This is a genomic window from Streptomyces sp. NPDC102514, from assembly GCF_055584525.1.
In genome coordinates this window covers 25,978-40,780 of sequence record NZ_JBVJLW010000014.1, presented here as the reverse complement: position 1 = coordinate 40,780, position 14,803 = coordinate 25,978, and the positions used below count along the sequence as shown (strand labels likewise).

The window sequence follows — 14,803 nt, the reverse complement described above, 5'->3', positions numbered from 1 at the left end:
GCCCCTCCCCGAAAGAGCACCCCATGCACCTCCAGACCTTCCTCCGGCATGCCCGGCCGTCCCGCACCGCCGTCGCCGTCTCGGCCACCGCGCTCGCCCTGGTCGCCGTGTCGGCCTGCGGCTCCGACTCCTCCTCGACCTCCGCGGCGGCCGGGTCCGGCGGCACCACCGACTTCAAGGTGGTCCTGCCCTGGTACGCCGACGCCGAGGGCGGCGGCTTCTTCGCGGCGAAGGCCGAGGGTCTGTACGACGACCGGAAGCTCGACGTCACCCTGCAGTCCGGCGGCCCCCAGGTCTCGGCCACCCAGCTCGTCGCCGCGGGCCGCGCGCAGGTCGGATTCGCCGACGCCGCCGGGATCGTCCAGGCCCAGCAGCAGGGCATCCCGATCGTCGCGATCGGCGCCCTCTACCAGGACAACCCGGTCGGCGTGATGACACACGCGGACGCGGACATCAAGTCCTTCGACGACATGGACGGCAAGACCTGGGTGACGCAGACCGGCCAGCTCGGCCCGGCGTGGGTCAAGAAGAAGACCGGCATCGACTTCTCCACGCAGGTCTACCAGGGCTCCATCGCCAACTTCCTCAAGAAGGACAGCCTCGTCCAGCAGGGCTGGCCCACCAACGAGGCGTACCAGGCGGAGAAGGCCGGAGTGAAGGTCGACTTCATCCCGTTCTCCGACTCCGGCTACAACCCGTACAACGACGTCTTCTTCACCTCCGAGTCCTACCTCAAGAGCCACCGCGAGGAACTGACCGCCTTCCTCGCGGCGAGCATGCAGGGCTGGCAGGACTACATGGGTGACGTGAGCGTCGCCAAGACCGCCAACGCCGCCATCCTCAAGGCCAACGACCAGCAGACCAGCGGAAGCGTCTGGTACGCGTGGGACAAGCAGCGCAAGTACGTCGTCGCGGGTGACGGCAGGAAGCAGCTCGGCACGATGACCGCCGACCGCTGGAACACCCTCATCGACCAGATGAAGCAGCTCGGCCAGCTCAAGACCACCCCGAAGGCCGCCGACCTCTACGACTCCTCACTGCTCCCGAAGGTCGCCGCGCCGTCCGCCCTCCCCGCCGCGCCCGACGGTTCCTACTGACGGACTCCTGCCGACGGAAAGGAGCGACACCCATGAGTACAGCCACCGTGCACGACCCCGCCGCGGACCTCGGCCCGCTCGTCGACTTCGACGGCGCGGACAAGGTCTACAACAGCGGCTTCCGCGCCCTGGCCCCCATCGACCTGCGGCTGCCCCGGTCCGAGATCACCGCCCTGGTCGGCCCCTCCGGCTGCGGCAAGTCGACCCTGCTGCGCATGGCGGCCGGCCTGACCGCCCCGACCAGCGGCACCATGAACCGCCGCACCGACCGCATGTCGTACGTCTTCCAGGACCCGACCCTGCTGGCCTGGCGCTCGATCCGCGCCAACGTCGAACTCGTCGCCAGACTCCAGGGCGTACCCCGCGCCGAACGGCGCGAACGCGCACAGAAGGCGATCGACCTGGTCGGCCTCCAGGGCTTCGAGAAGTCCTACCCGCGGGAGCTGTCCGGCGGCATGAAGATGCGCGCCTCGCTCGCCCGGTCCCTCACCAGCGACCCCGAACTGCTGCTGATGGACGAGCCGTTCGCCGCCCTGGACGAGTTCAACCGGGAGAAGATGGGCGTCGAACTGCTCCACCTGTGGCGCACCCGCCAGGTCACCGTCATGTTCGTCACCCACTCCATCCCCGAGGCCGTGCGCCTCGGCCATCAGGTGGCCGTGATGGGGACGGGCCCGGGGCGCGTCATCGAGGTGTTCCGCTCCCCGAGCCCGCCCACCACGGACCCCGCCGCCCCGCGCGACGACGCCGCGCTGCGGGAACTGCGCACCGAGATCTCGACCATGCTGGGAGGCGCGGGGATATGACCGTGCTCGACACCGCGCGGACCTCCGTCGAGGACGCGCAGCCCGCCAAGTCCCCGCGCGCAGGGCGGCCCGTGGCCCTGCGGACCGTACTGCCGCCGCTGGGCGCGCTGGTGGTGATGATCGCCCTGTGGCAGCTCGTGATCGTCGCCTTCGACATCCCCGGGTACATGCTGCCCTCACCCATGACGATGGTGGACACCGTCCTGCACGAGGCCGACTCCATCCTCACGCCGACCTGGGTGACCCTGCGCGAGTCGGTGCTGGGCTTCGTGCTCGCGGCGGTGGTCGGCGTGAGCAGCGCGCTGGTGATGGGGCGCTGGCGGCTGATGGAACGCAGCCTGTACCCCTACCTGATCCTGCTCCAGACCATCCCGATCGTGGCGATCGCGCCGCTGTTCGTGGTGTGGCTCGGCCCCGGTATGGCCACCAACACCATGGTGGCCGCGATGATCGCGCTGTTCCCGGTGGCCGCGAACACCCTCCAGGGCCTGAAGTCCATCGACCGCAACCTCGTCCAGCTCTACTCGATGGCCGGCGCCCCCGCCCGCGTCCAACTGCTGTTCCTGCGGCTGCCGGGCGCGCTGCCGGAGATCCTGACCGGGCTGCGGGTCGCCGCCGGTGCCTCCGTGATCGGCGCGATCGTCGGCGAGTTCGTGGCCGGTGTCGGCGGCGGCGCGGGCGGCCTCGGGTACGTCATCACCGAGAGCGCGGTGCAGCTGCGTACGCCTCAGCTGTTCCTCGCGGTGTTCGGCGCGAGTGTCGTGTCGCTGCTGCTGTTCGCGGTCGTCGTGGGCGCCGAGAGGTTCCTGCTCGGCAAGTGGCACGAGTCGGCGCTGCCGACCGACGAATAGGCCGCCGACCGCAGGACGAGCCGCCCGCCGAAGCCCGGCGCAGCCGGCCGAAGCTCGCTGAAGCCCGCCGAAGAAGAACGACAGGAAATCACCATGAACGACGACAGCACCCGCATGTGGGCCGACCTCACCACCGAGGACGTCGCGGGCCTCGCCAAGGACCGCACCGTGGTGGTCCAGCCGATCGGAGCGGTGGAACAGCACGGCGCCCATCTGCCGCTGATCACCGACGCGTTGACCGCCGAGACCATCGCCCGCAGCGCGGTGCGCCGGCTCGGTCCCGACAGCGGCACCTGGGTCCTGCCGACCCTGCACTACGGCAAGTCCACCGAGCACCTGGGCCGCGCCGGAACCATCGCCATGTCCACGAACACCCTGCTGTCGGTCTGCCTGGACCTCGGCGAATCGCTTGCCGCCGGCGGAGTGCGCAAGCTCGTCTTCGTCAACGGCCACGGCGGACAGCCGAGTCTCCTGGACGTGGTGTCACGCGACATCCGGCACCGCTTCGGCCTGGAGGTCTTCTCCATCATGCCGTCGCGGTTCGCCCTCCCGGACACGGTGGAGGACCCCGACCCCTTCGGCATCCACGGCGGCTTCCTGGAGACCTCCCTGGTGATGGCGATCGCACCGGAACTCGTCAAGCCGGACAAGGCGGTCGCGGACGGACTGACGGTCGGCGCGTTCTACCGCACGCAGAAGCACCTCACCCTGGAGGGCGTGGTCCCCACCGCCTGGCTGATCGACGACGTGTCGGCCTCCGGTGTCGTCGGCGACCCGACCGGGGCGAACGCCGACACCGGCAGACTGCTCCTGGACCACTGGAGCGGCCTGCTCGCGGAAGCACTCACCGAGGTACGGGACTTCGCGTTCCCCGCGCTCGACGGGAGCACCGCATGACGGCCGGGCCGACCGAACCGGCCGAGCCGACCGAACTGACGGTCGTCAACGCCCTGTTGCTCACCATGGCCGACGGCCAGGACCCCTTCACCGGATGGTTCACGGTCGGCGCCGACGGCCGCATCACCGGCATCGGCCCCGGCGAACCCCCGGCCCTCGAAGGCACCGTGCTCGACGCGTCCGGGAAGATCGTCGCCCCCGGGTTCGTCTCCGCCCACAGTCACCTGCACACCTCGGGACTGCGCGGACTCGCGGCGGGGGAGACGCTCTACCCCTGGCTGCGCGCCAACAACGACATCCTGCTCGGCGCCGGCCCCGAGGACATGTACTGGTTCGCCCTGCACGGCTGCCTGGACTTCCTCGGCAACGGCATCACCTCGGCGTACAACTTCGCCCAGAACCGGGTGCTGTGGATGTACGACCGGGACACCCACCGCGATGTACCGGGTGCCGTCCACCCCGAGGAGTTCCTCACCCGCCAGTTCGACGCCGCGGCCCGCTCCGGGCTGCGCGTGATGACCGCGATCCGCCTGGACGACCAGGAGTTCGGACCCGACGGCGCCCGCGACAACTTCGCCGGGATGGCCGGCGAGGCACGCGGACGCATCCCGCGGGACGCCTTCCTCGGCGCCTCCGTCTACGGCGCCGTGCAGTGGTCGGACTCGCCGGACACGGCGGCCCTGGAAGCCGAGACCATGCGGCACCACGGGGTGCTCAACCAGGCGCACTTCGTGGAGACGGCCGAGAACATCGAGGCCCAGCAGGCCAAGTTCGACTGGTACGCGAAGGCCGGGGCGCTCGGACCGGACATGCTGTTCGGGCACTTCGTCCACCCCACCGACGAGATGATCGACGCGGTGGCGGCCAGCGGCAGCGCCGTCGTGTGGCAGCCGGCCTCCAACGGGCGGCTGGGCTCCGGATTCGCCGACATCGCCCGCTACCGCGAGCGCGGCATCCGCGTCGGCATGGGCCTGGACGACCAGTCCTGCACGGACGTCTCCGACCCCTTCCAGAACATGCGGATCGGCCTGTACGCGCTGCGCGCAGCGCACTCGCGGGCGTCGGTGATGATGCCGCGCGAGGTACTGCGCCTGCACACCCTCGGCTCGGCCGAGGTGCTCGGCGCCGACGACCGGATCGGCAGCCTCGAACCGGGCAAGTTCGCCGACTTCCTGGTGGTCGACCCGGCCGACCCGGACACCGGTCCGGTCTGGGACGCGTACGCGGGATACGTCCTGGCCTGCGGACTGCGCAACCTCAAGGAGGTCTACGTGGGCGGGCGGCGGGTCGCCGCCGACGGCCGGCCGGCGCATCCGCTGGCGGCCGACGCCACGGCGGAGACGCACGCCCGGATGGCCCGCGCGGCACACGACCGAGGGCTTCCCGCGCCCGTCCTGACCGCACCCGCCCGGACCGCTCCTGTCCGGACCGCTCCCGGCCTGACAGCTCCCGTCCCGGCCGCCGCGCACCCGCGTGGCGCCCTGCACCCCATGAACCACGCGGAGGAACGATGACGACCGCCGTACGCCGGCACCTCGGTGCCACGGTGGCCACGACCCTGTGGGGCCGCCTGCCCAGCGGCGACGACGCCCCGGTGCTCTCCGTCGAGCCGGGCGAGCAGATCACCCTGGACACCGTCAGCCACGAGGGCGTCATGGAGGACCAGGGCCGCGACCCCGTCACCTTCTTCGGCCGCCACGGGGTCGCCCCCGAGGACGTCCTGGCCGACACCGTCGCGATCGCCGCGAACGCCGCACACACCCCCGCCGACGGCCCGCACATCGTCACCGGACCGATCGAGATACGCGGCGCCGAGGTCGGCGACTACCTGGCCGTCCACGTCGACCGGCTCCTGCCGCGCACCTCGTACGGAGTGATCTCCAGCCGCCACGCCAAGGGCCTGCTCCCCGAGTCCTTCCCCTCGAACTCCCCGCTGACCAGTGTGTTCTGCTCGGTGCTCGGGCTGAACGGGGCAGATCCGGCCACCGCGCTGGCGACCCTGCCGCTCGTCCCCGGCGCGACGGAACGGCCCGTCCGCTTCCCCCTCGCGCCCTTCCTCGGCGTGATGGGTGTGGCCACACCCGGCCCCGAGCGGCTGCACTCCACCCCGCCGGGCCTGCACGGCGGGAACCTCGACATCTCGCTGCTGCGCGAGGGCAGCACCCTCTACCTGCCGGTGCAGGTACCGGGCGCCGGCTTCTACGCCGGGGACCCGCATCTGGCGCAGGGCAACGGCGAGATCGCGCTGACCGCCCTCGAAGCGCCGCTGCGCGCGACGCTGACATTCGACGTCGTGCCCGCGGCGCGCGCCGCGGAACTGTTCGGCGCGGCCCGCGGCCCCGTGGCGCGCACCCCGCAGTTCCTCGTGCCGACCGGCCTCGACCCCGACCTGGACGAGGCGGTCGCCGCCTGCGCCCGCAACGCCCTGGAAGTGCTGGGCGCGTCCTTCGGCATGGCTCCCGAGCTGGCGTACGCGTACCTGAGCGCCGCGACCGACTTCGACATCTCGCAGGTGGTGGACGTCGTCAAGGGCGTCCACGCCCGCATCAGACTCTCGGACTTCGCCCTGGTGGAAGGAAGTGCGTGGTGACGACGCACACAAGCACGACAGACACGACGGACACAGCGACCACTGCCGCCGACACGTGTGAGGTGATCGCACCCGACGCGGTGCCGGACGGACTGCTCGACGCCTTCTGGCGCTACGACGCGGCCCTGCTGGCCAACGACCGCACGACCCTCGACGAACTGTTCATGCCGGGCCCGCACACCGTCCGGGGCGACGGCCGGACGCTCCTCGTCGGCCACGACGCCATCGCGGGCTTCCGCTCGGCCCGCGCCAGGGTCCCCACCAGGGCCGTCGTCCAGCTGCACGTCCAGGTGGTCGCGCCCGACGCGGCCCTGCTGATGGCGAGCACCCGCGACGGCGACGCCACCGGCCTGCAGACCCAGCTGTGGCGGCTGCTCGACGGCGACCGCTGGGCCGTCGCCGCGGCCCATGTGAGCCTGCCGACCGCTGCCCCGCAGCCGGGTTCCGGGGCCGGGTCGGGCGCCGGGTCGGGCGCCTTCGACCGTACGGTCTGGCGGACCGTCGGAGATCCGCTGGCGGCGGCCACGGCACCCGGTCCGCTGGGCGGGTACGGCCTCGCCGTGAAGGACCTGTTCGACGTCGCGGGCCACCCGGTCGGCGCGGGAGTGCCCGCCTGGCTCGCCGAACAGCGCCCGCGTACCCACACGGCTCCCGCCGTCGCCGCGCTCCTCGAAGCCGGTGCCCACGCGGTCGGCATCGCCCGCACCGACGAGTTCGCGTACAGCCTCGCCGGAACCAACGCGCACTACGGCACACCGCCGAACCCGGCGGCCCCCGGCAGCGTCAGCGGCGGCTCCACCAGCGGCCCGGCCGCCGCCGTCGCACTCGGCCAAGCGGACGTGGGCCTGGGCACCGACACGGCGGGCTCGATCCGGGTACCGGCCTCCTACCAGGGCCTGGTCGGACTGCGTACGACGCACGGCGCCATCAGTACGGCCGGTGTCCTGCCGCTGGCCCCGTCCTTCGACACGGTGGGCTGGCTCACCCGCGACGTACGCACCTGCGCCCTGGTCGCCGAGGCCCTGCTCGGGCCGCCGCAGCCGGGCGGGGACGACGCGGTGGCCGCTCGCCGCACGGTACGGCTGCCGGTGCTGGAGGAACTCGCGAGCACGGAGGTACGGAACGCCTTCGCCTCCACCGTCGAGGCACTGTGCGACGCGGGAAAGCTCCCGCCGCCGGAGTCGGACGATCTGCAACTCCCCGTGCTGGAACGGTGGTTCACCGCCTTCCGTACGGTCCAGGCGTGGGAGGCATGGCAGGCCCACGGCGCGTGGATCACGGCTCGTCCGGGTGCGCTCGGCGCGGATGTCGGCAGCCGGTTCGCGCAGGCGGCCGAGGTGACCGAACGGCAGGCGGACCAGGCGCGCGAGGTCGTCGCCGAGGCCCGCGAACAGCTATGGACCCGGCTGACCGGCACCGTACTGGTGATCCCCTCGGCGTCCGGTCCGGCGCCGGGGCGTACCGCGACCGGTGAGCGGATCGAGGCGGAGCGGGCGGCGACCCTGCGCATGACCTGCCTCGCCGGGCTCGCCGGGGCGCCCGCCCTGTCCCTGCCCCTGCTGCGACTGCCCGACGGCCGCCCGGCCGGTGTGTGCCTGCTCGGCGCGCCCGGCACGGACCACGCCCTGCTCGCCCTCGCCGCCGGTCTGGAGGCCCGTCGATGAACACCGGTACCGAGGCGGTCGTCCCCGACGGCCGCGCACCCCTGCGGCACCGCAACCGCTGGCAGTTCCCCGGCAACGGCAACGGCACCGGCACCGGCACCAGCAAGGGCAACGGCGTCGCCGGGAGGGTGGACCTGCACCGCCCGCACCTGCCCGAACGGTCCGTCACCCTTCCCGCCCTGCCGGCGCCCCTGACCCTCGACCCGTCACGCACCGCCGTCATCGTCGTGGACCTGCAGAACGACTTCTGCGCCGCCGACGGCTGGCTGGCCGGTATCGGCGTCGACGTATCGGTCCTGGCACCGGCCATCGGCCTCGGCGCGCGGGCGGTCACCGGCGCACGCGCCGCCGGGATACCCGTGATCTGGCTGAACTGGGGCAACCGCCCCGACCAGGCCAACCTGCCGCCGGGCGTGGCCCACGTCTACGACCCGCGGGGCACCGGCGAGGGCATCGGCTCCCGCACGGCACCCTCGGGCGCCCCCGTGCTGACCAAGGACAGCTGGGGCGCCGCCCTCGTGGACGGGGTGAGCGCCGAGCCCGGTGACCTCCATGTGGACAAGTACCGGATGAGCGGTTTCTGGGACACCCCGCTCGACAGTGTCCTGCGCAATCTGCGCGTGGACACGCTGCTGTTCGCCGGCGTCAACTCCGACCAGTGCGTGTACGCCACGCTCATCGACGCCGCGTGCCTGGGCTACGACGTCGTCATGCTCGACGACGCGTCCGCCACGACCTCGCCGTCCTACTGCCACGACGCGACCCTCTACAACGTCCGCCAGTGCTACGGCTTCACCGCGTCGACCCCCGACCTGCTGGACGCCCTCACGGCGGAGCCCGCCGATCCGACCGCCCCGAACCCCGAGGACACCGTATGAGCACCCCGCCCATCCTCCGCCGCCTGGACCAGGTGACACCGCAGTTGATCTCACCCACGGACACGGTCCGGCTCGCCCTGCTGGCGGGCCCGGCCGACAACTCGCCGACCAGCGTGTTCTACGAGGTCTGGGAGCCCGGCGGTGCCCAGCCCGACAACTCCCACCCGGAGTCCACCGAGATCTTCGTGGTCCTCGCCGGCCACGGCACCGCCCACAGCGACGAGCACTCCGTGCCGATCGGCCCCGGGGACGTCCTCGTGCTGCCGCCGGGTTCGCTCCACCGCATCGAGAACACCTCGGCCACGGAACGCATGTACACCGTCACGATCATGGCCGAGGACGGCGGGGCCATGCCCGGCGGTTTCGCCTCGCTCGTCACCGCGGGGACGGACTCGGCCTGGGACGACGCCGACCGGGCGGTGCTCAGCGGCGCGGTTCGGCCAGGACCGCGTCCGTGAACGCGGGCCAGACCTCCGTCGCCCAGGTGCCGAACGCCCGGTCCGTCAGGGCCACGCACGCGAGCCCCGCGTCCGGGTCGATCCACAGGAACGTACCGGACTGACCGAAGTGGCCGAAGGTGCGGGGGGAGGACGAACCGCCCGTCCAGTGGGGCGACTTGGAGTCGCGGATCTCGAAACCGAGGCCCCAGTCGTTGGGGTTCTGGTGGCCGTAGCCCGGCAGGACGCCCTTCGTCCCCGGGTACTGCACGGTCATCGCCTCGGCCACCGTGCGCGGGTCGAGCAGCCGCGGCGCCTGCACCTCGGCGGCGAACCGGACCAGGTCGTCGACGGTCGAGACGCCGTCCTTCGCGGGGGAGCCGTCGAGGGTCGTCGACGTCATCCCGAGCGGTTCGAGCACGGCCTGCCTCAGATACTCGCCGAAGGGAATCTCCGTCGCCTTCGCGACGTGCTCGCCCAACTGCTCGAACCCGGCGTTGGAGTACAGCCGCCGCTGTCCGGGCGGAGCCGTCACCCGGTGTTCGTCGAAGGCGAGGCCGCTCGTGTGCGCGAGCAGATGCCGCACGGTGGCCCCCTCCGGCCCGGCCGCCTCGTCCAGCTCGACGGCCCCTTCCTCGTACGCGACGAGCACGGCGTAGGCGGCGAGGGGTTTGGTGACGGAGGCCAGCGCGAAGGGCTGTGCGGTGGGGCCGTGGGCCCCGAGCAGGGTGCCGTCCGCCCGCACGACAGCCGCCGCGGCGGTGGGGACGGGCCACTTCTCGATCAGCGCGAGGCTCTGCAGAGACATGAGCAAGAGCCTACGACCACGGTGAAGGCACGGGTTCCGTCTCTAGGGGCGCGGGGAACTGCGCGACCAGCCCCCACCGGGCCGCAGTCACAATCGAAGCCGCATAAGAGGATCCGGGGTGCGGACGAACCCCATCGACTCGTACAGCGGCGCAGCCTCCGCCGAGGCGGTCAGATCGATCTGCCCGACTCCCCGCTCCCGGAACCACACCACCAGCTCCTCCATACAGGCCCGCGCATACCCCCGCCGCCGCGCACCGGGATCCGTCGCGACACTGAACACGTAACCGATCCGCCCGTGCGGATTCCCGGGCCGCCCGATCCGGTACTCCAGGGTCCCCGCCACCAGCGCGGCCAGCGCCCCCACCCGCTCGGGATGATCGACGACGAAGGCCGCGAAACCCCCGTCGGGATCGGCCAGCCGACCCCGTACGGTGGCCAGGGACTCGGCGTGCCAGCCGGTGGACGTGTCCGCCCCCGGCATCGAGTCGATCAGTACCTGACGCAGTCGGAGCAGTTCCTCGGCGTCCTCGGGCACGGCCCGGCGTACAAGGCTCATGATCGGCACGCTAGCCACCGCGGCGGCCCCGTGTCGCCGGAATTTCATCCGCGTCCGCTTGCTTGGAGTGCACTCCAAGGTTTTAGCGTGGGGGCCATGACGGTGATGGAGACCACGGAACCCGGGACCGACATCTGCGTAGCCCCGCCGCAGACGCTGAGGCGCCCCGACGGCCGGGACCAGTACACGATCAGCGAGGTCGTCGCGTTCACCGGCCTGACGGCGCACACGCTCCGCTGGTACGAGCGGATCGGGCTGATGCCGCACATCGACCGTTCGCACACGGGCCAGCGCCGCTACAGCAACCGCGACCTCGACTGGCTCGACCTCGTCGGCAAGCTGCGGCTGACCGGGATGCCGGTCGCCGACATGGTGCGGTACGCGGAGATGGTGCGCGCGGGCGACGAGACGTACGCGGACCGCTTCGAGCTGCTCGAAGCGACGCGGCGGGACGTGCGGGCCCGGATCGCCGAGCTGCAGGACACCCTCGCCGTGCTCGACCGGAAGATCAATTTCTATGCGGACGCCGGGCAGGCCCTGGCGTCGGAGAGGTCCCGATGACGGACAGCAGGATCGCGAAGGCACCGCTCGGCACGGGCGGCCCCGAGGTCGGCGTGCAGGGACTCGGCTGCATGGGCATGAGCTTCGCGTACGGTCCGACGGACGCCGAGGAGGCCCGGGCCACGCTGGAGCGCGCGCTGGAACTGGGCGTCACCCACTACGACACGGCGGACGCCTACGGGCAGGGGGAGAACGAGCGGTTCCTGGCGCCGTTCTTCGCGGCGCACCGCGACGAGGTGGTCATCGCGACGAAGTTCGCCATGACGATCCCGCCGGACGAGCCGACGCGGCGCATCATCCGCAACGACGGCCCGTACATCCGGCAGGCCGTCGAGGCGAGCCTCAAGCGCCTCGACGTCGACGTGATCGACCTCTACTACATGCACCGCCGCGATGTGGACGTCCCCATCGAGGAGACCGTCGGCGTGATGGCCGAACTGGTCCGCGAGGGCAAGGTCAAGCAGCTCGGTCTGAGCGAGGTGACGGGCGGGGAGCTGCGGGCCGCGCAGGCCGTGCATCCGATCGCGGCCGTGCAGTCGGAGTGGTCGCTGTTCAGCCGGGACATCGAGGCGGGGGTCGTTCCGGCGGCCCGCGAGCTGGGCGTGACCCTGGTCCCGTACTCCCCGCTCGGGCGCGGCTTCCTCACCGGCTCCTTCACGGACGCCGACAAGGAGCTGACCGCGGGTGACTTCCGGCGTCAGCAGCCCCGTTTCACGGGCGACAACGCGGCGAGGAACGCGGCCCTGCTCGACTCGATCCGGACGGTCGCCGAGGCGCACGGGGCGTCCGTGGGGCAGATCGCGCTGGCCTGGGTGCATCGGCAGGCGGCTGTGCACGGGCTGCCGGTCGTGCCGATTCCGGGTACGCGTCGGCGTACGCGGGTGGAGGAGAACACGGCGGCGACGCGGATCGCTCTGACCGATTCCGATCTCGACGTCCTGAACGCGATCGCAGCCGACGTCGCGGGCACGCGCTACGCGGACATGACGTTCGCCTCGGCGGGCCGGGAGTAGCGCGGCCTGCGGATGCGGGGCGGGGCCGGTTCGTCGGGTGCGGCCCGTTGGGGGGCTTGTCGCGCAGTTCCCCGCGCCCCTTGAAGGCGTGGGCCGGCGCCGGTTCGCCCGGTGCGGCTACGTCGTGGCTGAGCGCGCAGTTCCCCGCGCCCCTGAAAAGCGGGGCTGCGCCCCTGCTTTTCATCTTCGGGCTGGCGGGAGTGCTTTTAGGGGCGCGGGGAACTGCGCGGCCAGCCACGACGTGCCCGCAGTCGGCGAACTTCCCCGCACCCCGAGCCCAGCTGCAAGCGTCAAAGCTCCGCCAAAAGCTCCGCTTTCTTGACCGAGAACTCGTCGTCCGTCACAAGCCCCGCCTCATGCAGCTCACCGAGGTGCCGGATCCGTTCGGCGATGTCCGCCGGATCGCGCCGGGCCCGCGGGGCCACCGCGACCGCCCCGGCGGCCGGCCCCGACGCCACGTCGGGCAGCACCGCAGGCCCCCCGGACCGCGCGGCCGCCAGCACGGCAGCCGCGAACGGCAGTGACTCGTGCACCGGCCCGTACCCCAGCCCGAACACGACCGCGGCCGGATCCTGATCCGCCTGCCCCGGCTGCGCGCCCGCACCCCCCGCCTCGCGCCGCAGCAGCCGCAGATGCCCCTCGAAGATCTCGGGCGAGCGCCACTCCACCCCGCACAGGTCGGCGACGGCGAACGTCTGGTCGCCGGCCTTCCACTTCGCGGACGAGGCCCCCGTCCAGAACCACCGGAAGGCCACGGACTTCCCGTCGAAGGACGCCTTCCCGTCGTACGCCTTGAACTGGAGCGGTGTCTCCGGTGCCCGTACGAGATAGCGCTCCACCGGATCCGCGTCCGGCGGCCCGAGCATCGCGCGCAGCTCGTCCGCGTAGTACTCGGCGAGCGTCTCGCGCTCGGCGGGCAGCACGAGCCGGTACGGGTCGCACACGTCCCTCAGTTGCCCCGCGGCCGCCTCCATCAACGGATCGGCGCCCGGCCGCGGCTCGGCGCGCAGGACGACCGTCCCGCGCTTGCCGGGCGTCAGCGTCACCGACGCGATCGCGTCGAGCGGGATGCGCCGCTCACCGAGCGCCTGGAACAGCTTCGGTGTGCGGATCCCCCGTTCGAAGCGGATGAGCACGGAGTCGGACTCGAACTCCCAGGCGGCATGAAATCCGGCCAGTACGTCACCCATGCGGGCCATCGTATGCGGCATGCGCTTCCTAGTCCCCTCCCTGAGCGGCCCGCACTTGTCTCGTCCTCTACGCGCGTCCGGCTTCAGCGGTGCCGGGCAGACCCTCCCGGCACACGTCGTCGTCGTGCGCGCAGCTGACCGCGCGGTACGCGCCAATACCGATCTCGGCGAAGTTCCGCAGGCTGTCGGTCCCGGGCTCGAAATACCCGGTGTGTCCCTTCGCCCCGCGCGCGGACAGCACCCGCGCGCCGAAGTCCGAGGACATCGGGTCGGCGCCGTGTCCGAGCCCGCCGACCTCCAGATGCGGTACGTCCTGGATCCAGTCGTCGGAGTCCCGTACGGCCCACACCCGGGCCGCGGTGCGCAGTTGCGCGGCCCGTTCGACCCGCATGCCGGGACTGCCCGCCACCGCTATGTCGGAGACCCGGGGCGGCAGCGAGTGGGCGGCCACACCGCAGACCACGGATCCGTAGCTGTGGCAGTAGAGCGCGACCCGTGAGCGGCCGGGCAGCGCGCGGACGAGGGCGTCGAGCCGGACCGCGCCCTCCTCGGCGCGGGTGCCGGTGGCGGCGTCCATGCCGAGCCCGTTCGGTGTCGTGTAGTCGGCCCACGCGATCACGGCGGTACGTGTCCGGGGGCCGGCCTCCCGCTCGGCGCGGTACAGCGCCTTGGCCATGCCGACCGGAGCGGTGTACTGGCGCTCGGTGCGCTGGAAGGTCAGCAGGTCGGTGTCGACGCCGGGCACCACGACCGAGACCCGCTCGGCCCCGCCGAGGTCTCCGAAGACCTCGGCGACGCGGCCCGACCCCATCGGGTCGAAGGCGAGGATGCGGCGCTCGCCGGCCATCAGTGCCTGGTAGCGGTGCATCCGGCGGCCCGCGTCGCGCTGGCCGATCGCGGAGAGCCGTTTGTCACGCATGCGGGCGATCTCGACCTTGCGTGCCTGGCCGAGGGCGATCCGGTTGGCGCGGTAGCGCAGGGCCACCGGCGCCCCGTTCATGTTGCCGACCGCGAGCGGATAGCGGGTGGCGAGCCGGGTCCGCTGGTGCGCGTCGAGCGAGGCGAAGAACTGGGCCAGCCGGATCGGCGTCGTCTCGTCCGGGTCCGGCAGCCGGTGCCCGCCTATGTGACCGCGGTCCCAGGCGGCGAGGGAGGCCGCGATCGGGGTCGCCGCCCCTCTGTGACCGCGTACCGCGGTCCAGCCGGTGGTCCCGAGCATCACGAACACCACGGCCAGCGCGAGCAACATGCGCCAGACGTTGAGTTGGGGGGTGGAGTCGAAGGAAGTCACTGAAAGGACACACTAGGAGAACGAGAGGGTCTCGCGTTAACCGAGTGAGGCGGATCACGTTTCCGTTGGGGTAATTGGGGCAAAGTGGCCCTGCTCTTTGCCGGGCCATCACACTGTGTACGCACATGGGGTGATCCGTACTCATAGGGTCACCACTTTGTG

General features: G+C 72.0%; 15 protein-coding genes. 11 read left to right on the top strand and 4 right to left on the bottom strand.

The window, feature by feature from the left end; translation table 11 throughout:
• The first annotated feature begins 23 nt into the window (after positions 1-23).
• The 9 genes from ACZ60E_RS30945 (at position 24) to ACZ60E_RS30905 (ending at position 9,241) form a co-directional block, all read left to right on the top strand.
• On the top strand, positions 24-1,097 hold the full coding sequence (locus ACZ60E_RS30945; protein WP_469444699.1) for an ABC transporter substrate-binding protein: 1,074 nt from the start codon (positions 24-26) through the stop codon (positions 1,095-1,097).
• Positions 1,098-1,129: 32 nt separating this feature from the next.
• Positions 1,130-1,903: an ABC transporter ATP-binding protein gene (locus tag ACZ60E_RS30940; RefSeq protein ID WP_384807434.1), complete on the top strand. Its 774-nt coding sequence runs from the start codon at positions 1,130-1,132 to the stop codon at positions 1,901-1,903.
• Complete coding sequence (locus ACZ60E_RS30935; protein WP_384807435.1) at positions 1,900-2,754, top strand: ABC transporter permease; 855 nt, start codon at positions 1,900-1,902, stop codon at positions 2,752-2,754. The genes ACZ60E_RS30940 and ACZ60E_RS30935 overlap by 4 nt, the downstream gene beginning before the upstream one ends.
• A 93-nt stretch (positions 2,755-2,847) precedes the next feature.
• On the top strand, positions 2,848-3,651 hold the full coding sequence (locus ACZ60E_RS30930) for a creatininase family protein (RefSeq protein WP_469444696.1): 804 nt from the start codon (positions 2,848-2,850) through the stop codon (positions 3,649-3,651).
• A complete protein-coding gene (locus tag ACZ60E_RS30925) occupies positions 3,648-5,165 on the top strand; it encodes an amidohydrolase family protein (RefSeq protein WP_469444693.1) in 1,518 nt (505 codons plus the stop codon). The genes ACZ60E_RS30930 and ACZ60E_RS30925 overlap by 4 nt, the downstream gene beginning before the upstream one ends.
• A complete protein-coding gene (locus ACZ60E_RS30920) occupies positions 5,162-6,241 on the top strand; it encodes an acetamidase/formamidase family protein (RefSeq protein WP_469444691.1) in 1,080 nt (359 codons plus the stop codon). The genes ACZ60E_RS30925 and ACZ60E_RS30920 overlap by 4 nt, the downstream gene beginning before the upstream one ends.
• A complete protein-coding gene (locus ACZ60E_RS30915) occupies positions 6,238-7,905 on the top strand; it encodes an amidase (protein ID WP_469444689.1) in 1,668 nt (555 codons plus the stop codon). The genes ACZ60E_RS30920 and ACZ60E_RS30915 overlap by 4 nt, the downstream gene beginning before the upstream one ends.
• Positions 7,902-8,783: a cysteine hydrolase family protein gene (locus tag ACZ60E_RS30910; protein ID WP_469444688.1), complete on the top strand. Its 882-nt coding sequence runs from the start codon at positions 7,902-7,904 to the stop codon at positions 8,781-8,783. The genes ACZ60E_RS30915 and ACZ60E_RS30910 overlap by 4 nt, the downstream gene beginning before the upstream one ends.
• Complete coding sequence (locus tag ACZ60E_RS30905; RefSeq protein ID WP_453793757.1) at positions 8,780-9,241, top strand: cupin domain-containing protein; 462 nt, start codon at positions 8,780-8,782, stop codon at positions 9,239-9,241. The genes ACZ60E_RS30910 and ACZ60E_RS30905 overlap by 4 nt, the downstream gene beginning before the upstream one ends.
• On the opposite strand, the gene ACZ60E_RS30900 is transcribed toward ACZ60E_RS30905, so the two are convergent.
• Positions 9,207-10,028, bottom strand: coding sequence for a serine hydrolase domain-containing protein (locus ACZ60E_RS30900; protein ID WP_384807447.1), 822 nt, complete (start codon positions 10,026-10,028; stop codon positions 9,207-9,209). The two genes, ACZ60E_RS30905 and ACZ60E_RS30900, sit on opposite strands and share 35 nt — an antisense overlap.
• An 87-nt stretch (positions 10,029-10,115) precedes the next feature.
• Positions 10,116-10,586 carry a GNAT family N-acetyltransferase gene (locus tag ACZ60E_RS30895; protein WP_384807449.1) on the bottom strand — a complete coding sequence of 157 codons (471 nt, stop codon included), beginning with the start codon at positions 10,584-10,586 and terminating at the stop codon, positions 10,116-10,118.
• A 96-nt stretch (positions 10,587-10,682) separates the two neighbouring features.
• Between ACZ60E_RS30895 and ACZ60E_RS30890 the strand changes: the two genes are divergently transcribed.
• Together ACZ60E_RS30890 and ACZ60E_RS30885 are read left to right on the top strand one after the other, a co-directional pair.
• A complete protein-coding gene (locus ACZ60E_RS30890; RefSeq protein ID WP_384807451.1) occupies positions 10,683-11,147 on the top strand; it encodes a MerR family transcriptional regulator in 465 nt (154 codons plus the stop codon).
• Positions 11,144-12,160, top strand: a complete 1,017-nt coding sequence (locus tag ACZ60E_RS30885) for an aldo/keto reductase (RefSeq protein ID WP_469444686.1) — start codon at positions 11,144-11,146, stop codon at positions 12,158-12,160. Before ACZ60E_RS30890 ends, ACZ60E_RS30885 begins: the two co-directional genes overlap by 4 nt.
• A gap of 290 nt (positions 12,161-12,450) precedes the next feature.
• On the opposite strand, the gene ACZ60E_RS30880 is transcribed toward ACZ60E_RS30885, so the two are convergent.
• The gene (locus ACZ60E_RS30880) at positions 12,451-13,359 is read right to left on the bottom strand and encodes a DUF4429 domain-containing protein (protein WP_384807559.1); all 909 of its coding nucleotides are present in this window, start codon (positions 13,357-13,359) and stop codon (positions 12,451-12,453) included.
• A gap of 58 nt (positions 13,360-13,417) precedes the next feature.
• On the bottom strand, positions 13,418-14,641 hold the full coding sequence (locus ACZ60E_RS30875) for an alpha/beta hydrolase (protein WP_469444684.1): 1,224 nt from the start codon (positions 14,639-14,641) through the stop codon (positions 13,418-13,420).
• Between the last annotated feature and the right edge of the window lie 162 nt (positions 14,642-14,803).